The following is a 20,244-nucleotide window of genomic DNA, read 5'->3' on the forward strand; positions in this document are numbered from 1 at the left end:
GCCCAAGTCTACGGTTCGTGCCAGCGGGCCAAGGGCGCCGCGGCTCGAAGGCGTTGGCGCTCGGATGCACATCGATCGGGCCCTAAGGGTCACTCACCGGAATTCCGGCGACCCTTGCGGACCGATCGATCCCGTGTGCGACCCTTTGGGACCGATCGATCGTCAGCCTGCGACGGATGCCAGCGCGGTCGGGACGAGTTCGGGGTCGTCGTAGTACAGCCAGACAATGTCGGCGTAGCGACGGAACCAGCTCACCTGCCTGCGGGCGTACCTCCTGGTCAGCTGTTGTGTCTGGTCGATCGCCTCGGCCTCGGTGGCCGTGCCTGCGAGTTGCTGCAGCGCCTGGGCGTAGCCGATCGCCCGGGATGCGGTGACACCATGCTCAAGCCCGAGCGGCACCAGTTCACGGACCTCGTCGACAAGGCCGCCCCGCCACATCCCGAGGACTCGTTCGTCCAGCCGGGCGACCAGTTCGTCCCGCGGCGCTCGGAGGCCGACAATGCGGGTCGGCTTCCAGTAAACCGGCGCTTCAGGAAGCATCCCGGCCACCGGCGACCCGGTCAGCTCGGCGACCTCGAGCGCCCGGACGAGACGGCGCGTGTTCTGCGAACCGATCCGTGCCGCAACGGCAGGGTCCATCGCGACGAGGCGGCGGTAGAGCGCGCCCGCGCCGTCCGTTTCGAGCTCGGCTTCGAGCCGCGCACGGACAGCCTTGTCGGATGCCGGGAACTGGAAGTCGTAGAGAACGCTTGCGACATACAGGCCCGACCCGCCGACCAGGATCGGCGTTGCGCCGCGTTCGAGGATGTCCTCGATCGTGGCGCGGGCATCCGCCTGGTAACGGGCGACGGTGGATTCCGTGGTGACGTCGAGGACGTCAAGGAGGTGGTGCGGGATACCGCGGCGCTCTGGCAAACCAAGCTTGGCGGTGCCGATGTCCATGCCGCGGTAGAGCTGCATGGCGTCGGCGTTGATGATCTCGGCAGGCCGGCCCAGAGCGGCGAGTCGCTCGGCGAGGTTGAGCGAGAGTTCTGACTTACCGGTGCCCGTCGGGCCGACGACCGCGATCAGGTCGGCCGGTGACGGGTTCAGCGCTGACCGTCCAACTGGTCGTAGATCGGTGTCGTGGCACCCGCGAGGGATGCCTGCGGGCCGACGCGCAGCGACGGCAGCCCCAGCGACACCCGGCCGGGAGTCGCAGACGCGGGGGACGGCACGCCGCAGGACTCCGCCTCTGCCCGGTCCCAGGCATCCCCCGCCGAGGTGCGGCGCACCCGGAGCGGCTGTCCGTCTGCCGTGTCGGCGATGAGATAGAACGGAGCCGCCTGGCTGATGCGCACGGTGACCACATCGCCGGGGCGAGGGATCTCGGAGCCCTCGGGAACGTCGAAGTGCACGAGCCGGGAGTCCTCCGCGCGGCCAGACATCCGGTGGGTGGCGGCATCCTTTTTGCCTTCGCCGACGGCGACGACCAGCTGCACCTCACGGCCGACGACGGCCCGGTTCTCTTCGAGGCTGATCCGGTCCTGCAGGGCGGTGAGCCGCTCGTAGCGCTCCTGGACGACCGCCTTGGGCACCTGGTCGGGCATGGTCGCGGCGGGTGTGCCCGGACGAACCGAATACTGGAACGTGAACGCTGTGGCGAAGCGGGCGGCTTCGACCACGCGGAGCGTCTCCTGGAAGTCTTCTTCGGTCTCACCGGGGAAACCGACGATGATGTCGGTCGAGATGGCCGCGTGCGGCATCTGCGCCCGGACCCGGTCGAGGATGCCGAGAAATTTCGCGCTGCGGTAGGACCGGCGCATGGCTTTGAGGATCCGGTCCGAGCCGGACTGCAGCGGCATATGCAGCTGGGGCATGACGTTGGGCGTTTCGGCCATGGCGTCGATCACGTCGTCGGTGAACGCGGCGGGGTGAGGGCTGGTGAAGCGGATGCGTTCGAGTCCCCGGATCTCGCCTGCGGCACGGAGGAGTTTGCTGAAGGCCTGCCGGTCGCCGAATTCGACGCCGTAGGAGTTCACGTTCTGGCCGAGAAGGGTGACCTCGATCGCACCGTCGTCGACAAGCGCCTGGATCTCGGCGAGGATCTCGCCGGGTCGGCGGTCTTTCTCTTTGCCGCGGAGCGCTGGGACGATGCAGAACGTGCAGGTGTTGTTGCAGCCGACCGAGATCGACACCCAGCCGCTGTAGGTGGATTCCCGTTTGGTGGGCAGCGTCGACGGGAACGTTTCGAGGGCGTCGAGGATCTCGATCTGCGCCTCATCGTTGTGGCGGGCCCGTTCGAGCAGCCTCGGAAGCGACCCCATGTTGTGCGTGCCGAACACGACGTCGACCCAGGGCGCCTTCTCGAGGATGACGTTCTTGTCTTTCTGGGCGAGGCATCCGCCAACGGCGATTTGCATGCCCTTGTGACGCTTCTTCACGGATGCCAGGTAGCCGAGGTTTCCGTACAGTTTGTTGTCCGCGTTCTCACGGACGGCACACGTGTTGATGACGACGACATCCGGTTCGACTCCGACGGCCTTGACGTAACCGGCGGCGTCAAGCGAACCGCCGAGGCGCTCCGAGTCGTGCACGTTCATCTGGCAGCCGTAGGTGCGGACTTCGTAGGTTCGTGCGCGCCCTGACCCGTCGAGTGCCGCGGCTGACGGCGTGATGACGGTGGGCGTTTCCTGCAGCGTGCTCATAATCGTCCCAGTCTACGTTCGCCCGCTCGAACTGGGCGACGGATGCACCGGCGGCTTCGTCGCACGAGTTCACCCGGTACGGACGGGCTCACGCGGCCCACCGGGTGTTTGCGGCCGCAACGAGTGAATTCGCCGCAGGAGCAAAGCCCGGCTCGCGGACGCCGCCCGCCCGCCATGCGCAGCAGCGGCCCGGCGGCACCGGCGCACCGGCGGCACCGGCGGCTTCGTCGCACGAGTTCACCCGGTACGGACGAGCTCACGCGGCCCACCGGGTGTTTGCGGCCGCAACGAGTGAATTCGCAACGAGTGAATTCGCGCCGCGCGCCGCCTCCACGGCCCAGCGAGCGGATGCACCGGCTTGTGCCCGCCGCTCAGCGGTAGGCACAAGCCGGGTCGGGTGTCCTCGGGCAGCGTCGGCTCAGCGGAACCGCACCGTGGACGACGCCGAGCTCGAACGGCCCGCGAGGAGAGGTGCGATCGCCTCGCGGACGATGTTGCCCGGATAGCCCCGGCGGGCGAGGAACCCGACCAGCCGGCGCTCGAGTGTTTGCTTGTCGAGCCCGGTGAGCTGTGACGCGCGCTTCGCGGCGAGCTCGGTAGCCGCACTGAGCTCGTCGCCCGAGTCGATGTCATCGAGGACCTCATCGATGATCTCGCGGTCGATCGATCGGCCGGACATCGCCCGGGTGACCACGGACTTGCTCTGCCCCTTGCGCTCATACAGCGCGTGCTTCAGCTGCTCGGCGAGGACCCGGTCATCGACGTAGCCCAGGTCGCGCAAACGGTCGAGCACCGAGTTCGCCTGGTGAGCGGTCAGGCCTTCGTCCATGCCGTACGACAGGACTTCGGCCTCACTCAGGGCCCGCCGGGCGAGCTTCTTCACGAGCGCAGCCTCGACCGCCTCAGGGTCGGCCTCCAGAGCAACCTCCTGAGCCACCTCCTGGGCCACACTCGAAGCGGGAAAGTCCCGCTTCGGCGTCGCTCCGGGAAGGTAGGTCACCGTCGCAAGCTTGGCGGCCTCGCCCGCGGGCGAGTCGTTCTCGTCTGGATCGATGAACCGGACCATACTCGGGACCAGCCCTAGGCGCCGCGCCGGGCGGCGAGCTGGTCTGCGGCCGATTTGGCTGCAGCGGTCGTCTTGCCGGCTGCGGGCGCTTCGACGGCATTCTCGGCCGCGACGGCCCCACCGATGCCGAGCTTCGCCTTGATCTTGCCCTCGATCTCGTTGGCGACATCGGGGTTGGTGAGCAGGAAGTTCCGGGAGTTCTCCTTGCCCTGGCCGAGCTGCTCACCGTCGTAGGTGTACCAGGAGCCGGACTTCTTCACGATGAGGTGCTCGACACCGAAGTCGATGAGGCTGCCTTCACGGGAGATTCCCGTGCCGTAGAGGATGTCGAATTCAGCCTGCTTGAACGGCGGTGCCATCTTGTTCTTGACGACCTTGACGCGTGTGCGGTTTCCGACAGCATCCGTGCCGTCTTTCAACGTCTCGATCCGGCGGATGTCGAGTCGGACCGACGCATAGAACTTGAGCGCCTTTCCGCCGGCCGTGGTCTCGGGGCTACCGAAGAACACGCCGATCTTCTCGCGCAGCTGGTTGATGAAGATCATGGTGGTGTTGGTCTGGCTGAGTCCACCGGTGAGCTTGCGGAGAGCCTGCGACATGAGCCGCGCCTGGAGTCCGACGTGGGAGTCACCCATCTCGCCTTCAATCTCGGCCCGGGGAACGAGTGCGGCCACCGAGTCGATCACGATGAGGTCGATGGAACCGGAACGGACGAGCATGTCGGCGATCTCGAGGGCCTGCTCACCGGTGTCGGGCTGGGAGACCAGCAGGGCGTCGATGTCGACACCGAGCTTCTTCGCGTATTCGGGGTCAAGGGCGTGTTCCGCGTCGATGAACGCAGCGATACCGCCGGCCTTCTGCGCGTTGGCGATGGCGTGGAGAGTGAGAGTGGTCTTACCGGACGACTCAGGACCGTAGATCTCTACGATCCGGCCGCGTGGGAGCCCTCCGACACCGAGCGCGACGTCGAGCGCGATCGAACCGGTCGGGATGACAGCGACAGGGGCACGCTCATCGCTGCCGAGGCGCATGACTGACCCTTTGCCGAACTGGCGGTCGATCTGGGCGAGAGCGGTCTCGAGGGACTTCTCGCGGTCTGCTGGTGATGGCATGTCTGCCTCTTTCTCTGTCGATATCGGTGCGCCTGTAGGCTGTCGCGCCCCGGGAAATCCGGCGCTGTGACAAGGCTGGAAGCGATGTTCAGGAACGCTGTCGACTGTATTGTGCACCCCTGACATTAATGTCTGGGGGAGGAAATCAGTGGGCAGAACGAAGCCGAATAGCTCTTGTGAAGGAGCCTAACCCAAACCGAACAGATGTTCGAGAGGAACGCGTCGGCGTGTCGAAGTCAATTTCGGTGCACGGCGGCGAAGTGCAGTGGCTACTTGCGGGGCGGCGGAACCCCGGCGCCGTGGCGGCGCTCCTCAGGGACATCGGTTTCGCGGCAGATGGCCAGCCACACGGCGCGAGGCGACTCCCCTGCTGCCAGCGCGTCGTTGGCCGTCCGGCCGCCGAGTTCGCGAAGAACAAGATCGTTCGCGAGCACACGGCTGTAGGCGCCACCGAACTCGGTCGTCATGGCCGTCCTGAACTCGCTGAGCTTCACGGACTCAAGCGTAACGTTCGCGCAGACGGCGAAAAACCCCGGAGCGCAACGCACTCCGGGGTTTTTCGAGGATTCAACCGTGTCAGTGACTGACGAGGTTGGCATCCAATTCTGCGACGAATTCGTCTGGGACGGTGTCTGGAATCGGCTCGATGCCTTCGAGAACAGCGAGGCGGTCTCCGACTTCGCGCATGATCACGGAGATCGGCGTCTCCAGCGCGTCGGCAACCGAGGCGAGAATTTCGCTCGATGCCTCTTTCTGCCCGCGTTCGACTTCGCTGAGGTAGCCGAGGGCTACACTCGCTTTGCTTGCAACCTGGCGAAGAGTCCGCCCTTTTTGCAGCCGGAAGTCACGAAGCACGTCGCCGATTTCTTGACGAACAAGTATCATTTGACCCCTCCTTCTCTGCCGGTCAGCCTCACCACCGGTAAGTCTGTGAATGGCTACTTTACTACACCCATCCACGCACGAACCCTAGTGTTGCTGACTGGATCTTTTCTTGTGAGTCTGTTCGATGCAACGACGGGATGTTTGCTGGTATTCCGTGGTCACCGAACGGGTTGAAATCCTTCAGGATTCCCCCATTTCCGCGCCGGTGATGGCGATGAGGTAGTCGATGGCGGCGGTGACGGTGTCGCGCCGGATTGTGTCCCTGTCGCCAGCCAAACTGAGCCCGATCGAGCGGGAGCCGTTTCCCATCGACAGTCCGAGAAAGACCGTGCCGGGTTCCCGGCCATCCTGCGGGTCTGGACCGGCGACCCCGGTCGTCGAGATTCCGATATCGGCTTCGCGGCCGCCGACGCTGAGGACACGACGCGCACCGGCCGCCATCTGCTCCGCGACCCGGGGATGAACGGCGCCGTTCTGAGCGAGGAGCGCCGATTCGACTCCGAGCACGGACTCCTTCGCAGCGGTTGCGTAGGCGACGACTCCGCCGACGACGACAGCGGAGGCCCCAGCGGGCCGGATCAGTTCGGCTGCGAGCAGTCCCCCGGTGAGCGACTCAGCCACGGCGACGGTGAGTCCGCGCGTGGTCAGGTGGCGGATCAACGCGGCTGTGCGATCCGCCACGTGCCCCCCTGTGCCGGTCATGGCCGTCGGGATGCTTTCAGTGCTGTCAGGACGTAGTCGAGACCGCTTGCGATGGTGAGAAGTACAGCGATGGTCATGAGAGCCCCGTTGACCCAGAAGATCCAGTCGCCGAGCAGGAGGTAAAGCGGGGCGAGCGCGATCGAGATGGCGACCGCCTGCGCGAGCGTCTTGAGCTTGCCCATCCACGCGGCGGCGACGACATGGTCGGTGGCCACGATCATCCTGTGCACCGTGATCCCGATCTCACGGACCAGCACGATGATGGTCACCCACCAGGGCAGTTCGCCCAGGATCGACAGGGCGACAAGGGCGCCGCCGGTCAGGACCTTGTCGGCGATCGGATCGAGCAGCTTGCCCAGTTCGGTGACGAGGCCCTGCTTTCGGGCGATCGCACCGTCGATCCCGTCTGTGGCGATGGCGACGACAAAGAGCGCGGCCGCCGCCCAGCGGAGAGCACCGTCTGCTCCGTCATCGGCCAGGAGCATCCACATGAACACCGGGGCGAGAAGGATGCGGACGACGGTGATCGCGTTCGGCAGGTTCAGGTTGGCAGAACGGGGGGAAGCGGCGCTGGGAAGAGCCATGATCTAGTCCTTGCCGGTGAGTTGCCAGGCGTCCTCGTCGGATTCGCCTTCAACCTCATCGTAACCGGCGAACTGGTCCTCGACCTTGTCTCCGTCGTAACGATCGTCCGATTCCGGTCCGGATCCGGATGCAGGCTCGGGCTGAGAGTCGAACGCTGGGCCGTCTTCTCCCTTGAGCTTCGCGAGAAGTCCTGGCAATTGCTCGGCCGTTACGAGCACGTCGCGCGCTTTCGAGCCCTCAGATGGTCCGACGATCTCGCGGGACTCCATGAGGTCCATCAGACGGCCGGCTTTCGCGAAGCCGACCCGGAGCTTGCGCTGCAGCATCGACGTCGACCCGAACTGCGTGCCGACGACGAGTTCGGTCGCGGCGAGGAGCAGCTCGAGGTCGTCTCCGATGTCAGCGTCGACCTCCTTCTTCTCGGTGATCGCCGCGACATCCTTGCGGTATTCGGGCCGCGCCTGCTGGGTGACGTGCTTGACGACCTTTTCGATCTCCGCTTCGGACACCCACGCGCCCTGCACCCGGATTGCCTTGTTGGTCCCCATCGGCAGGAAGAGCCCATCGCCCTGCCCGATGAGTTTGTCGGCGCCCGGCTGGTCGAGGATGACGCGGGAGTCGGTGACGCTCGTCACGGCGAAGGCAAGCCTCGATGGCACGTTCGCTTTGATCAGTCCGGTCACGACGTCGACCGATGGCCGCTGGGTGGCGAGGATGAGGTGGATGCCGGATGCTCGCGCGAGCTGCGTGATGCGGACGATCGAGTCCTCGACGTCGCGCGGGGCGACCATCATCAGGTCGGCGAGCTCGTCGACCACGACGAGGAGGTACGGGTACGGCTTGAGCACGCGCTCACTGCCGGCGGGTAGGACGATCTCGTCGTTGACGACGGCCTTGTTGAAGTCGTCGATGTGGCGGAAGCCGAAGCTGGCGAGGTCGTCGTACCGCATGTCCATCTCCTTCACCACCCACTGCAGCGCTTCGGCCGCCTTCTTCGGGTTGGTGATGATGGGAGTGATGAGGTGCGGGACCCCGGCGTACGAGGTCAACTCAACCCGCTTCGGGTCGATCAGCACCATGCGCACGTCGCTGGGCTTGGCCCGCATGAGAAGGCTCGTGATCATCGAGTTGATGAAGCTCGACTTTCCGGACCCGGTGGAGCCGGCGACGAGGAGGTGGGGCATCTTCGCGAGGTTGGCGACGACGAACCCGCCGCCTACATCTTTTCCGACACCGATGGTCATCGGGTGCACGCTCTTCGTGGCGTTCGCTGACCGGAGCACGTCGCCGAGGGTCACGATTTCGCGGTCGGTGTTCGGGATCTCGACGCCGATGGCGCTCTTGCCAGGGATGGGCGCGAGGATTCGGACCTCGTTCGACGCGACGGCGTAGGCGATGTTGTTGGTGAGCGCCGTGATCCGCTCGACCTTGACGCCCGGGCCGACCTCGATCTCGTACTGCGTGACCGTCGGCCCGCGAGAGAACCCGGTGACCTTCGCGTCGACCTTGAACTGCTCGAGGACACTCGTCACGGCGGCGACGACGACGTCGTTCGCTGCCGAGCGGGTCTTCGCAGGGTCGCCCGCGCCGAGCGTCGAGGCGGAGGGGAGCCGGTACGGAGCGGCAGGAGCCACCGGCCGGGTCATCCGCTGCGGGCTGGAGTTCTCCATCAGCCCGAGCCCCTCCATCCCGGGGAGCGCTTCGGTCTGTCCGTCCGGGCCGTCGTCGTGCAGGCCTGAGGTGGACTCCCCCGAACTGTCGAACGTGCCGAGCGCGGCTTCAGCGGCGGAGAGATCACCGATGATCTCGGTCATGCCCTCGTCGTCGTCGATCGGGTTGCCGAACATGTCGAGGTCCTGGCCTTCGAGCGCCGAATCGAACTCCCCGTTGCCGCGGCTGGGGCCGCCGAGCAGCTCGGTGACGTCGTCGGTCTCGAGCGCCGAATCGAACGCGGGATCGATCTCGCGTTGGCTCTTGTTGCGTCGCCACCAGGGCAGTGAATCGTCGGCCTCGTCGTCGTCCCCGTCGAGCCCGGAGAGCTCGACCTGCTTCGTCTTCTCGAGCTTCGCCGCCTGGCGTTCTTCTTCGGACGGAAGTTCGGTGCCGAAGGTCCACGCGTACAGCTCGCGGAGGCGGTTACCGATTTTGTTCGGCGGTGTCTTGGTGATGATGAAGAGGCTGAGCAGGAGGAGAAGCGACAGGATGATGGCGGCGCCGACCTGGGTCGTCAGTGCGACGAGGGGTGCTCCGACGATCCAGCCGATAAGTCCGCCGGCCACCGCGAGGGCGGGCATCCCCTCGCTCGGGCTCGGCTGGCCGCCGAATGCGTGGCACAGACCCGCCACTGCCACGAGCGCGAGGATGAGGCCGATGCCGATCCGGCCATTGTCGTTGTCGTTGACGGAATTCGGGTGCCGGAACAGCCAGATGGCCAACAGCAGCATGATGACGGGAAGCGCGAATGCGAGACGCCCGAAAATACCGCCGAAGGTGAATGCGTTGAGGTTCTGGGCCAGGTCGTTGTTGACGCCGAACCACTGGATGACCATGCCGACGATGGCGAGCAGGACGATCAGGAACGGGATGCCGTCGCGGCGATCTTCCTTGGCGAACCGTTCAGGACCGAACGCGCGGGCGGTGCCGCCGGCGAGGTGGGCGAGCCCCATCCACATCCTGACGAACACGTTCTCGGTCGATTCGGCGGGGTACGCCACCGTCTTCGCCGTCGGAAGCTTGGTGGTTTTCGCCGTCGTGTTTTTCGCCGGTGCTGCTTTCGCTCGCGCTTCGGGGGCGCTCGATGTTCCTCCGCGCGCCGGCGTGCTCCGACCGCGGCCGGACGTTTTGCTGGTCGTGGCCATGGTTCAACGGTACTTCCGAGGCGGCGCTTTGCCCCGCATTGACGTGGGCCTGTCCCCCGCTGCAACGGCGAGTCTTAGCGCCCCATATCGCCGAAGTGCCCGGTCTGCCGGGTCCTGGCGAACCAGGACCGGGCAGACCGGGCAACTCGAACGTGGTTACGCCTCGATGACGAGAGGCACGATCATCGGACGGCGGCGGTACGACGTGTTCACCCAGCGGCCGACGGTACGACGGACGATCTGCGAGAGCGCGTGCGGGTCGCGAACGCCGTTGCGTGCTGCCTCAGCAAGCGCCTGTTCGATCTTCGGCTTGACGCCGTCGAACACACGGTCGTCCTCGGCGAAGCCCCTCGCGTGAATTTCAGGGCCGACGATGACCTTGCCGGTCTGCACGTCGACGACGACGATGATCGAGATGAAGCCCTCTTCGCCGAGGATGCGGCGGTCCTTGAGGTCGGCGTCGGTGATCTCGCCGACGCTGGAGCCGTCGACGTAGACGAAGCCGAGGTCCAGCTGGCCGACGACTTCGGCCACTCCGTCGCGCAGGTCGATGACGGTGCCGTCCTCCGCGAGGATGGTGTTCTCCTCTGGAACACCGGTGTCGATGGCGAGCTTCGCGTTGGCGACCAGGTGCCGGTATTCACCGTGCACAGGCAGGACGTTCTTCGGCTTGATGATGTTGTAGCAGTAGAGCAGCTCGCCGGCAGCCGCGTGCCCGGAGACGTGGACCTTGGCGTTCCCCTTGTGCACGACGTTGGCGCCGAGCTTGGTGAGTCCGTCGATGACGCGGTAGATCGCGTTCTCGTTGCCGGGGATCTGGCTGGACGCGAGGATGACGGTGTCGCCGTCGCCGACCTCGATGGCGTGGTCCATGTTCGCCATGCGGCTCAGCACGGCCATCGGCTCGCCCTGGGAGCCGGTCGACATGTAGACGATCTTGTCGTCAGGAACGTCCTTCGCCTTCTTGTAGTCGATGAGAACGTTCTCGGGGACTTTGAGGTAGCCGAGGTCCGCCGCGATGGTCATGTTCCGAACCATCGAGCGGCCGAGGAGGGCGACCCGCCTGCCGTTGGAGTGGGCAGCGTCGAGCACCTGTTGGACGCGGTGGACGTGGCTCGAGAAGCTGGCGACGATGACCCGGCGGGGGGCACGGGCGATCACCTGGTCGAGGACGGGTCCGATGGACCGCTCGAGCGGTGTGAAACCGGGCACGTCGGCGTTGGTGGAGTCGACGAGGAACAGGTCGACGCCCTCCTGGCCGAGCCGGGCGAACTCGCGAAGGTCGGTGAGCCGGCCGTCGAGCGGGAGCTGGTCCATCTTGAAGTCACCCGTGGCGAGCACGGTGCCCGCCGACGTCTTGATCGCGACGGCGAGGGCATCCGGAATCGAGTGGTTCACGGCGACGAACTCGAGATCGAACGGGCCGAGCTGCTCCTTCTGGCCCTCTTTCACCGTCAGGCTGTACGGCTGGATGCGGTGCTCCTTGAGCTTCGCCTCGACGAGCGCGAGGGTCAGGCCTGAGCCGATCAGCGGGATGTCCTTGCGCAGGCGAAGCAGGTACGGGACCGCACCGATGTGGTCTTCGTGACCGTGGGTGAGGACGACACCAACGACGTCGTCGAGGCGGTCCTTGATCGGGGTGAAGTCAGGCAGGATCAGGTCGACGCCTGGCTGGTGCTCTTCGGGGAACAGAACGCCGCAGTCGACGATGAGAATCTTGCCGTCGATCTCGAAACTTGTCATGTTCCGGCCGACTTCGCCGAGACCACCGATCGGGATGACGCGGAGCGTTCCCTTCTTCAGGGCAGGCGGACTGTAAACGGATGTGGGCATATGCCCTCCTTGGATGTGTGCGTCAGCGAGTGGTGCCGTGCACCTTGGGCAGTGCACCGCCGGCTGCCGCGTTGCGGTCTGGACGGAAGTTGGAGAAGTCCACTCCCGGGATGTTCCTAACGAGGTCGATCTCGTCTTCAATCTGTGCTGCTTCCCATTCCTCGGGTCCGACGAGGGGGAGGCGGACGCGAGGGCTGCCGATGCGGCCGAGCCCGTGCAGGATGTATTTCGCGGCCACGGTGCCCGGCACGTGCGTCATCACGGCGCGGACGAGTGGTTCGAGTTGCTTGTGCGCGGCGGTCGCTGCGGTGAGGTCGCCTGCGTTCACAGCATCGACGATCTGGCGGTACGGGGTCGCCGCGATGTTCGCGGTGACGCCGATGAGGCCCGCAGCGCCGATCGACAGGTGCGGCAGAGCGTTCGCGTCGTCGCCGGAGAAGTAGAGGAGGTCCGTCTGGTTGAGGACACGGCTGACCTCTGAGAAGTCACCCTTGGCGTCTTTCACAGCGAGGATGTTCGGGTGCTTGGCGGCGCGCAGGATGGTCTCGTACTTGATCTCGACACCGGTGCGGCCGGGGATGTCGTAGAGGATGACCGGAAGGTCCGTGGCATCCGCAATCATCCGGAAGTGCGTGAGGATGCCTGCCTGCGTCGGCTTGTTGTAATACGGCGTGACGATCATGACGCCGTCGGCGCCGGCCTTCTCGCTCTGGCGGTACAGATCGATGGCGTGGGCCGTCTCGTTGGATCCGCCGCCGGTGATGATCTTCGCCCGGCCGGCAGATACCGACTTGCCGATCTCGACAAGCCGGAGCTTCTCCGGGTCGGTGAGGGTCGACGTCTCCCCCGTCGTGCCGGTGACGACGATGCCGTCAGCGCCCGCGTTGATGACGTCGTCGATGTGCTTCTCGACGCCGGGCCAGTCGACTTCACCATCCGAGGTGAAAGGGGTGACGAGAGCTACGAGGACCTGACCGAAAGGATTTGCGACGTTAGACACAGGTATCAGGTTACCGGTTGCGGGGCCCGTCCCGACCCACCAGGCGGAGGTCGGACGCGCTCAGTTACGATTCGTAGCGCTGGAAGCGGTACTCGATCCCGGTCGCTGACGTATGCCAGCCTTCTTCGGGGTCTGAGGCGACGAGTCGCCAGCGTTCCGTGATGGCGGGGGCGACGGCATCCCCCTCGATCCGCACACGGAGAGAGGTGACCTCGAGCCGGTGGGCGATGTCGATGACGGCGGAGAACACCTCCGCTCCCCCGATCACCCAGACGAAGTCGTCTTCTCCCGTGCCCTCAGCGGCGAGCTGGAGGGCGGATGCCAGGGAGTTCGAGACTTCGGCGCCTGGCGCCTTCCAGTCTGGCTGGCGGGTGATGACGATGTTGCGGCGGCCGGGCAATGGGCGGAAGCGTTCAGGCAGCGACAGCCAGGTCTTGCGTCCCATCACAACAGCACTGCCGAGCGTGACGGCCTTGAAGTGCGCCAGGTCTTCCGGGAGGTGCCACGGCAGGACGCCGTCCTTGCCGATGGTTCCGTTGGCAGCCTCAGCCCAGACCAGACCGACGCGCGGAAGCGTCATACTGCCACCGGTGCTTTGATCGCCGGGTGGTGCTCGTAGCCTTCGACGACGAGGTCCTCGAACGCATAGTCGAAGATGCTCACCGGCTGGGTCGTGATCCGCAGCTTCGGCGCCGGGAACGGCTCACGGGTCAACTGCTCGGTGACCTGCTCGATGTGGTTGTCGTAGATGTGGCAGTCGCCGCCGGTCCAGACGAAGTCGCCGACCTCGAGCCCGGCCTGCTCGGCGACGAGGTGGGTGAGCAGCGCGTAGCTGGCGATGTTGAAGGGGACGCCGAGGAACAGGTCGGCGCTGCGCTGGTACAGCTGGCACGACAGTTTGCCGTCTGCGACGTAGAACTGGAACAGGGCGTGGCAGGGCGCGAGCGCCATGTCGGGGATGTCGGCGGGGTTCCAGGCGGACACGATCAGCCGGCGGGAGTCCGGGGTCTCCTTGATGGCGTCGATCACCTCGGAGATCTGGTCGATGGTGTCGCCCCCTGGCGTCGGCCATGAGCGCCACTGAACGCCGTAGACAGGGCCGAGCTCGCCGTCGGCATCCGCCCATTCGTCCCAGATGGTGACGCCGTTCTCGCGCAGCCAGCCGACGTTGCTCTCACCGCGGAGGAACCACAGCAGTTCATAGGCGATGGACTTGAAGTGGACGCGCTTGGTGGTGATGAGCGGGAATCCCTCGGAGAGGTCGAACCGGAGCTGCCGGCCGAACACGCTCGTGGTGCCGGTCCCCGTTCGGTCGGTCTTGCGTGTGCCGTTCTCGAGCGTGTCGCGGAGAAGGTCCTCGTACGGGGTGGGGATCGCAGCCATGACTCCAAGGGTACCGACCCCTGGCCGCGGCGGAAGCACGAGCTGTGCCGTGTTTCGCGGGTGGACGCCGTGGCATCCGTTCGCGCTCTGGCACGGGCTGGGGATACGCCGCAAGCTGGTGACCCCGTTGGGCCTTTTGGTTAGGCTCGGGGCAGCGGCGACACTGCCGCCCCGATCTCCTGGAGGATGCCATGACTGCAACCAGCGAAGCAACGACCGTGTGGAATGGAACGCTTTTCGAGGGCTCGGGCACCGTCTCGCTCGACTCGTCGAAGGCGGCGACGAACCTTCCGGTGAACTGGACGGCCCGCGCTGAGGGTTCAGACACCGTCACCACCCCCGAGGAGCTGCTCGGGGCGGCGCATGCCGCCTGCTTCAGCATGCAGTTCTCGAACATGCTGACCCAGGCGGGCACCCCGCCGGAGAGCATCCAGACGACCGCGGCCGTCACCTTCCAGCCCGGTACGGGCATCACCGGCAGCCACCTGCTCGTCAGCGCAAGCGTCCCCGGCATCAGCGAAGAGGACTTCGAACGCATCGCGAACGAAGCGAAGGCGACGTGCCCCGTTTCGCAAGCGCTCGCGGGCACCGCGATCACGATCGAGGCGAGCCTGGCCTAAGCCGATAGCGGCGCTGGAGCGGATGCCGTGAAACGTGTCGTTCTCGCCGGTGCGTCCGGCCTCATCGGAACCGCCCTTGCTGACGCGCTGCGGGCCCGGGGTGATGAGGTCGTTCGCCTCGTGCGCCGGGAGCCCGGCCCAGGTGAGGTGCTGTGGCATCCCGCGTCGCGGCGGCTGGATGCCGGTGTTCTCGACGGCGCATCCGCCGTCGTGAACCTGTCGGGAGCATCCATCGGACGGTTGCCGTGGACGCCGCGGTACAAGCGGGAGATCCTCTCCTCACGCATCGACGCGACGAGCACTCTTGTGACGGCTATCCTGGCCGCGCGGGAGGCACCCGAGGTGTTTCTCAGCGCGTCGGCTGCCGGCTACTACGGGTCCCGCCCCGGGGAGGTCCTCACCGAGGAGAGCCCACGGGGTACGGGTTTCCTCAGCGATGTGACCCCCGAGTGGGAGCGAACGGCACTGCGCGCGGCATCCGTCACCCGGGTGGCGATCGCCCGGAGCGGCATCGTGGTGGCGACGGACGGCGTGCTGAAGCCGCTGCTGCTGATCACGAGAGCCGGTGTGGCCGGGCCGCTCGCCGGCGGACACCAGCTCTGGCCCTGGGTGAGCCTCGCCGACGAGGTGGGAGCGCTCCTGCACATCCTCGACGGCACCCTCTCCGGCCCGGTGAACGTCACCGGACCGACCGCGGCGAGCGCTAACGACCTCATGCGTCACCTCGCCGCGCGGATGAAACGCCCGTTCTTCGTGCCAGTTCCGAGCTTTGCTCTGAAGGCGGTGCTCGGTGATGCTGCGCGTGACCTGTTACTGGTCGACCAGCATCCGCAGCCGAAGCGGCTTCTCGACGACGGGTACGTGTTCGAGCACACCACCGTCGAGCGGGCCGTGAATGCGGCGCTGAGGCGGGGGCGCTGAGGGCGCTCCGAGCGTTCGGGTAGCTCACGTTTTGCACCTCGATCGACTCCAAGGTTTCGATCGGGCCCAAAGGGCGGTCCAGGCCGCGATGGACGACCCTTTGGGACCGGTCGATCAGGCGAATGACCCTTAGGGCCCAATCGACTCGCCTCGTGGCGACTCGACCGCGGCAGGGCTCGACCGGGCTCAAAGGGAGGTCCAGCCCGCGATAGACGACCCTTAGGGACCAATCGAACAGGGCGAATGACCCTTTGGGCCCAATCGCTCACCACATCGGGTGATTCGGCACGGCCGCGAGCAACACAGGGCGGCAACCCGACGACCGCAACGACACCTCGTGCGACTCGACCGCCGCAGGATTCGCTTGGGCTCAAAGGGAGGTCCCGTTTGCGATGGACGACCCCTTGGGACCAATCAATCACGTGAATGACCCTTCGGGCCCAATCGACTCCCCTCGTGGCGGCTCGACGAGCATGGGGCTCGATTGGGCCCAAAGGGCGGCCCAGTTCGCGATGGACGACCCCTTGGGACCAATCAATCACGCGAATGACCCTTCGGGCCCAATCGACTCCCCTCGGGCGGCTCGACGAGCATGGGGCTCGATTGGGCCCAAAGGGCTGTCCAGTTCGCGATGGACGACCCTTTGGGACCAATCGATCACGTGAATGACTCTTTGGGCCCAATCGACTCACCGCAAAGGGCGTTGAGGGGACTGGACGCGGATGGCTCGGCCGGGCCCATAGGGCGGTCCAGGCCGCGATGGACGACCCTTTGGGACCAATGGATTTCGGGAATGACCCTTTGGGCCCAATCAACGCAGCGCGTCAGGAGCGGGCGCTAAACCGAATCGCCTCACGGATGGCGTGCCGCGCCCGCCGACGGTCGCCAGCGCCGTCATAGGCCAGCCCGAGGCGGTACCAGGCGCGCCAATCCTCCGGCGCGGCCTCGACGGCCGCGCGGTACTCGGGGAAGATCGCGTCGACAGCATCCCTCTCCGGGCGACCGCTCGGGCGCACCGGCAACTCGTCGGCGGGGAGGGCGTCTTCTGCCTCGAGGATACGTCCAAGACGTTCCGCCCGCACCCCGAACAAAAGCTCCCGAAGAAGGGCCCACGCCCCGATGATCGGAAGAACCAGGAGGGCGACCCCGATCGCAATGGCAATCGGCTCACCGGTGGCAAGGAACTTGATCGCACGATCCCCGACGAGCACAAGGTACAGAACGAGGAGCGCAGCCATCACAACCACACCGATGCGTGTGGTCATGCGCGGGAGAGCCCCAGATCCATGAGATTCTCGAGCCCGACCGTGAGGCCCGTCGCGGTTCGCGTCGCCTCGAGCGCGAGAAGGATCCCCTGCTCGTACGAACTCGAGTCGATGGTGTTGTGGGTAATCGACAGGGTCTCCCCCGTGCCACCGAACGTCACTTCCTGGCGGGCGACAACCCCGGCGAGCCGCAGGCTGTGGATCGGGATGCTCGACACCTGCTGTCCGCGCGCACGCTGGTCGGTGTACGGCGCCTCAACGGGCCCGAGCCCTACCCGTGCCTCACCGATCAGCTCAGCCGTTCGCACAGCGGTTCCGCTCGGCGAGTCGATCTTCGCAGCCCGATGCGCCTCAACGATCTCGATCGAGTCGAAGAACCGGCCGGCGATCGTCGCGAGGGTGGTGCCGAGCACAGACCCGAGCGAGAAGTTGGGGATGATCACGACGCCGTTGTCGGCGTCTGCGAGCTGGCTGCGCAACGTGGCGACCCGGTCCCGCGACCAGCCGGAGGTGCCGACGAGGACATTAGCGCCCGAGCGGAGAGCGTGCTCGACGACCTTCGGTGAGACGGCGGGCGCTGTGACGTCGACGACGATGTCGGCGCCGTTCATCTCATCGAGGGAACTCGACGAGCCAAGCCGGGCCGACACGTCGAACCCCGGCGTCTCTTCGATGAGCCGCGTGAACAATCGCCCCATCGTGCCGTTCGCACCCACCACTGCCACGCTCGTAACCATGCTCCCAATCTACAGGCCGTTGCCGATGCACCCGCCGGCGCCGGTTTAAGCTGATCGGGTGCCCGACTTCACACCTACACCTGTCACAGACGCCACAGCCCACGACCTGCTGGCGGAGTATTTCCACAGCAGAGAGCTGACCTTTATCGGCGGAACCTACTCCGTCACCTTCCCCGCGCCCGAGCAGTTCGAACCACCGGCGGGGGTCTTCGTCGTCGTCCACGACGGCGATCGCGCCGTCGGCTGCGGCGGCGTCCGCCGGCTTGCGCCGACCCGGTACGAGGTCAAGCACCTGTTCCTCCGCCCCGAAACGCGCGGCAAGGGCTGGGGAAAGCAGCTTCTCGCCGAGCTGGAGCGTCGCGCGGCCGAATTCGGGGCCACTGAGGTCGTGCTCGACACCAACGCGACGCTCACCGCTGCCGGCGGGCTCTACCAGTCGACGGGCTACGAGAGCGTCGAGCCGTACAACGACAACCCCAACGCCACCAACTGGTACCGCAAGTCCCTCACCCTCTGAACGTGCGGGAGCGAACGGATGCCGTCCGGCTCAGACCAGCGGCACGTCAGGTAACCCGGTTCGAAGCTCCATCGGGAGGTGCGCAAGGTCGTTGTGGGTGAGGAGCGTCCACGGCCGGCCGGGCTTCCGCTGGATCACGCTGAGCCCGCAATGTGCCTGGTCGAGGGTCATCCAACGCCACTCGGGCGCACCGAGCACCTCGCGGATGAACCAGGCGATGACGACGTTGTGGGTGATCAGCAGATCGTGCCGGTCACCCTTGCGCGGTGCGAGAAACTCGGAGACGGCATCCGCCATCTGTGCGGTTCCCGCCTCGATCTCCGCCTCGGTCACCGACCCGAAGAACGGCAGGTACGCGGAGGGCATCTGGGACATCCGCCCCGTCGGGACGCAGTCCATCAAGAGCGCCGACGGCTCGGAGACGATCGCCGGCATCCGCTCGCCGACGATGCCTGCTGTCTCGGACGCCCGCTGCAATGGGGAATGGTGTGCCGCGGTGAGCGGCAGGCCGCCGATGCGTTCGGCGAGCAGGTGTGCCTGCCGCCTGCCCCTGGCTGAGAGAGGACCGTCGCCGAGCCCATGCTGGGCATCCTGCTGTTCTCCGTGGCGAACGAGGTAAATGTACTGAGACACGAGTGTTACTCCTGGTGATCTGTCCCGAACCCGGCGAACACGTCTTCATCGACGGCTCCGACTGCGGCAAGGGAAAGAGGTCGGGAGACGAGATCGGCGGCAAGCGCCTGCACCTCGTCAGCGGTGACGAGAGCCAACCTTCGCAGGCTCTCGTCGAGGTCGAGGAACTCACCGAGGGTGATCTCGGCGCGGCCGAGCCTGGACATCCGGGTGTCCGAGTCCTCGAGGGCCAGAGCGGATGCTCCGGACAGCTGGCCGTTCGCCCGGGCCAATTCTTCGGGTGTGACGCCGTTTGCGGCGAGGAGGCGTAATTCTTCGAGCATGAGGTCGGCGACCTGGCGTGCCTTCGCCGGTGAGCAGGCGCCGTACAGTCCGAACACTCCGGCATCGGAGTACGACGCGGCGAACGAGTAGACCGAGTAGGCCAGGCCACGCTTCTCGCGGACCTCCTGGAAGAGCCGGGACGACATCCCGCCACCGAGGATGGAGTTGAGCACTCCCATGATCAGTCGTCGATCATCGGACGCCGACAGGCCAGGGAACCCGATGAGAAGGTGGACCTGCTCGATCGGGCGGGTTTCGACCGAGAGCGCTGATCCTCGAGTCACGAGCGACTCGGACTGGCCCCGGCGTTCCACCGGTCGGGCGGTCGCTGAAAGGTCCCAGCCTGCTGCGGTCAATGCTGTGGTGACGTCTGCGACGAGCGCGTCGTGGTCGACGGCTCCCGCGGCGGTGATCACAAGGTCCTGCGGGCGGTAATTCTCGCGGTAGTGGGCGTGGACGGCGTCGCGGGACACCTGCCGGACGGCATCCCGTGTTCCGCCGATCGGACGGCCGAGGTCGTGGTCGCCGAGGACCGCCTCGAACAGCTTCTGGCTGGCGACGTCGGCGGGGTCGTCCTCCGCCATGGCGAGCTCTTCGAGGATCACGCCCCGTTCGTTCTCGAAGTCTGCCGGATCAAGCAGGCTGCTGGTGAGCATGTCGGCGATGACGTCGACGGCCATCGCGAGGTCGTGGTCGCGCACCCTGGCGTAGTAGCAGGTGTGCTCTTTCGCGGTGAGCGCGTTGTGTTCGCCGCCGACCGAGTCGAAGGCGATGGCGATGTCAAGAGCGGTCCGGGTGGGTGTTCCCTTGAACAGCAGGTGTTCGAGGAAGTGGGTGGAACCGTAACCGGATTCCCTTCCCGGGCGTGTCTTGGTGGCGTCCTCTGCGCCGTGCTCGTCACGTGAGCCGACGGCGACCCAGTAGCCGAGCGTGGCGCTGCTGCTGCCCGGAACGTGTTCGCTCAGGATCCGAACGCCGCTTGGCAGCACACTGCGGCGGACGAGAGCGTCGCCGGATGCGGCAAAGGAGAGCTCGGCAATATCGAGCGGAAGTTCCACGGCGCCGTTCATCGCTTCCACCCTACGGCAGCGGAGCCGTCGTGTCGCACGCCCGTCC

Annotated in this window: 20 protein-coding genes; 3 read left to right on the forward strand and 17 right to left on the reverse strand. The window is 66.2% G+C overall.

The window, feature by feature from the left end:
- Positions 1-162: 162 nt before the first annotated feature.
- The 13 genes from miaA to BM197_RS09350 all read right to left on the reverse strand — a co-directional run bounded on the left by miaA (position 163) and on the right by BM197_RS09350 (position 14,111).
- A complete protein-coding gene (gene miaA, locus BM197_RS09290) occupies positions 163-1,092 on the reverse strand; it encodes a tRNA (adenosine(37)-N6)-dimethylallyltransferase MiaA (protein ID WP_090710849.1) in 930 nt (309 codons plus the stop codon).
- On the reverse strand, positions 1,089-2,687 hold the full coding sequence (gene miaB, locus BM197_RS09295) for a tRNA (N6-isopentenyl adenosine(37)-C2)-methylthiotransferase MiaB (protein ID WP_090710851.1): 1,599 nt from the start codon (positions 2,685-2,687) through the stop codon (positions 1,089-1,091). The genes miaA and miaB overlap by 4 nt, the downstream gene beginning before the upstream one ends.
- Before the next feature lie 418 nt (positions 2,688-3,105).
- Positions 3,106-3,753, reverse strand: a complete 648-nt coding sequence (locus tag BM197_RS09300; protein ID WP_090710853.1) for a regulatory protein RecX — start codon at positions 3,751-3,753, stop codon at positions 3,106-3,108.
- 14 nt (positions 3,754-3,767) lie between these two features.
- Positions 3,768-4,865 carry a recombinase RecA gene (recA, locus tag BM197_RS09305; protein ID WP_090710855.1) on the reverse strand — a complete coding sequence of 366 codons (1,098 nt, stop codon included), beginning with the start codon at positions 4,863-4,865 and terminating at the stop codon, positions 3,768-3,770.
- Positions 4,866-5,134: 269 nt separating this feature from the next.
- Positions 5,135-5,359 (reverse strand): DUF3046 domain-containing protein, encoded by a 225-nt coding sequence (locus BM197_RS09310; protein ID WP_090711189.1) that lies wholly within the window; start codon positions 5,357-5,359, stop codon positions 5,135-5,137.
- 82 nt (positions 5,360-5,441) lie between these two features.
- Positions 5,442-5,750 (reverse strand): helix-turn-helix domain-containing protein, encoded by a 309-nt coding sequence (locus BM197_RS09315; RefSeq protein WP_090710857.1) that lies wholly within the window; start codon positions 5,748-5,750, stop codon positions 5,442-5,444.
- Positions 5,751-5,930: 180 nt separating this feature from the next.
- Positions 5,931-6,431: a CinA family protein gene (locus tag BM197_RS09320; protein WP_245762475.1), complete on the reverse strand. Its 501-nt coding sequence runs from the start codon at positions 6,429-6,431 to the stop codon at positions 5,931-5,933.
- A gap of 17 nt (positions 6,432-6,448) precedes the next feature.
- Positions 6,449-7,036: a CDP-diacylglycerol--glycerol-3-phosphate 3-phosphatidyltransferase gene (gene pgsA, locus BM197_RS09325; protein WP_090710860.1), complete on the reverse strand. Its 588-nt coding sequence runs from the start codon at positions 7,034-7,036 to the stop codon at positions 6,449-6,451.
- 3 nt (positions 7,037-7,039) lie between these two features.
- On the reverse strand, positions 7,040-9,895 hold the full coding sequence (locus BM197_RS09330; protein WP_090710862.1) for an FtsK/SpoIIIE family DNA translocase: 2,856 nt from the start codon (positions 9,893-9,895) through the stop codon (positions 7,040-7,042).
- A gap of 156 nt (positions 9,896-10,051) precedes the next feature.
- Positions 10,052-11,728, reverse strand: coding sequence for a ribonuclease J (locus BM197_RS09335; protein ID WP_090710865.1), 1,677 nt, complete (start codon positions 11,726-11,728; stop codon positions 10,052-10,054).
- Positions 11,729-11,750: 22 nt separating this feature from the next.
- A complete protein-coding gene (dapA, locus tag BM197_RS09340; protein WP_090710867.1) occupies positions 11,751-12,728 on the reverse strand; it encodes a 4-hydroxy-tetrahydrodipicolinate synthase in 978 nt (325 codons plus the stop codon).
- A gap of 64 nt (positions 12,729-12,792) precedes the next feature.
- On the reverse strand, positions 12,793-13,308 hold the full coding sequence (locus tag BM197_RS09345; RefSeq protein ID WP_090710870.1) for a dihydrofolate reductase: 516 nt from the start codon (positions 13,306-13,308) through the stop codon (positions 12,793-12,795).
- Positions 13,305-14,111, reverse strand: coding sequence for a thymidylate synthase (locus tag BM197_RS09350; RefSeq protein WP_090710872.1), 807 nt, complete (start codon positions 14,109-14,111; stop codon positions 13,305-13,307). Before BM197_RS09350 ends, BM197_RS09345 begins: the two co-directional genes overlap by 4 nt.
- A gap of 191 nt (positions 14,112-14,302) precedes the next feature.
- Between BM197_RS09350 and BM197_RS09355 the strand changes: the two genes are divergently transcribed.
- Positions 14,303-14,731: an OsmC family peroxiredoxin gene (locus tag BM197_RS09355; RefSeq protein WP_090710873.1), complete on the forward strand. Its 429-nt coding sequence runs from the start codon at positions 14,303-14,305 to the stop codon at positions 14,729-14,731.
- A 27-nt stretch (positions 14,732-14,758) separates the two neighbouring features.
- The gene (locus BM197_RS09360; RefSeq protein WP_090710875.1) at positions 14,759-15,652 is read left to right on the forward strand and encodes a TIGR01777 family oxidoreductase; all 894 of its coding nucleotides are present in this window, start codon (positions 14,759-14,761) and stop codon (positions 15,650-15,652) included.
- 824 nt (positions 15,653-16,476) lie between these two features.
- Here BM197_RS09360 and BM197_RS09365 read toward each other — a convergent pair.
- Both BM197_RS09365 and dapB read right to left on the reverse strand, forming a co-directional pair.
- Entirely contained in the window at positions 16,477-16,917 is a 441-nt protein-coding gene (locus tag BM197_RS09365; protein ID WP_090710876.1) for a tetratricopeptide repeat protein, read from the reverse strand.
- Entirely contained in the window at positions 16,914-17,654 is a 741-nt protein-coding gene (dapB, locus tag BM197_RS09370; protein ID WP_090710878.1) for a 4-hydroxy-tetrahydrodipicolinate reductase, read from the reverse strand. The genes BM197_RS09365 and dapB overlap by 4 nt, the downstream gene beginning before the upstream one ends.
- Before the next feature lie 58 nt (positions 17,655-17,712).
- Between dapB and BM197_RS09375 the strand changes: the two genes are divergently transcribed.
- On the forward strand, positions 17,713-18,171 hold the full coding sequence (locus BM197_RS09375) for a GNAT family N-acetyltransferase (protein WP_090710882.1): 459 nt from the start codon (positions 17,713-17,715) through the stop codon (positions 18,169-18,171).
- Positions 18,172-18,201: 30 nt separating this feature from the next.
- Here BM197_RS09375 and BM197_RS09380 read toward each other — a convergent pair whose 3' ends face one another.
- Entirely contained in the window at positions 18,202-18,804 is a 603-nt protein-coding gene (locus BM197_RS09380; RefSeq protein ID WP_090710883.1) for a histidine phosphatase family protein, read from the reverse strand.
- Positions 18,805-18,809: 5 nt separating this feature from the next.
- Positions 18,810-20,198: a M16 family metallopeptidase gene (locus BM197_RS09385; RefSeq protein WP_090710885.1), complete on the reverse strand. Its 1,389-nt coding sequence runs from the start codon at positions 20,196-20,198 to the stop codon at positions 18,810-18,812.
- Positions 20,199-20,244: the final 46 nt, after the last annotated feature.

The sequence above is a fragment of the Mycetocola miduiensis genome, from assembly GCF_900115155.1.
In the GTDB taxonomy this organism is placed as follows: domain Bacteria; phylum Actinomycetota; class Actinomycetes; order Actinomycetales; family Microbacteriaceae; genus Mycetocola_A; species Mycetocola_A miduiensis.

Coding starts and splice junctions, on each gene's coding strand:
- miaB (WP_090710851.1), bottom strand. CDS start 2,687: ATGAGCACGCTGCAGGAAACGCCCACCGTCATCACGCCGTCAGCCGCG.
- BM197_RS09300 (WP_090710853.1), bottom strand. CDS start 3,753: ATGGTCCGGTTCATCGATCCAGACGAGAACGACTCGCCCGCGGGCGAG.
- recA (WP_090710855.1), bottom strand. CDS start 4,865: ATGCCATCACCAGCAGACCGCGAGAAGTCCCTCGAGACCGCTCTCGCC.
- BM197_RS09315 (WP_090710857.1), bottom strand. CDS start 5,750: ATGATACTTGTTCGTCAAGAAATCGGCGACGTGCTTCGTGACTTCCGG.
- pgsA (WP_090710860.1), bottom strand. CDS start 7,036: ATGGCTCTTCCCAGCGCCGCTTCCCCCCGTTCTGCCAACCTGAACCTG.
- BM197_RS09330 (WP_090710862.1), bottom strand. CDS start 9,895: ATGGCCACGACCAGCAAAACGTCCGGCCGCGGTCGGAGCACGCCGGCG.
- BM197_RS09335 (WP_090710865.1), bottom strand. CDS start 11,728: ATGCCCACATCCGTTTACAGTCCGCCTGCCCTGAAGAAGGGAACGCTC.
- BM197_RS09345 (WP_090710870.1), bottom strand. CDS start 13,308: ATGACGCTTCCGCGCGTCGGTCTGGTCTGGGCTGAGGCTGCCAACGGA.
- BM197_RS09350 (WP_090710872.1), bottom strand. CDS start 14,111: ATGGCTGCGATCCCCACCCCGTACGAGGACCTTCTCCGCGACACGCTC.
- BM197_RS09355 (WP_090710873.1), top strand. CDS start 14,303: ATGACTGCAACCAGCGAAGCAACGACCGTGTGGAATGGAACGCTTTTC.
- BM197_RS09365 (WP_090710876.1), bottom strand. CDS start 16,917: ATGACCACACGCATCGGTGTGGTTGTGATGGCTGCGCTCCTCGTTCTG.
- dapB (WP_090710878.1), bottom strand. CDS start 17,654: ATGGTTACGAGCGTGGCAGTGGTGGGTGCGAACGGCACGATGGGGCGA.
- BM197_RS09385 (WP_090710885.1), bottom strand. CDS start 20,198: ATGAACGGCGCCGTGGAACTTCCGCTCGATATTGCCGAGCTCTCCTTT.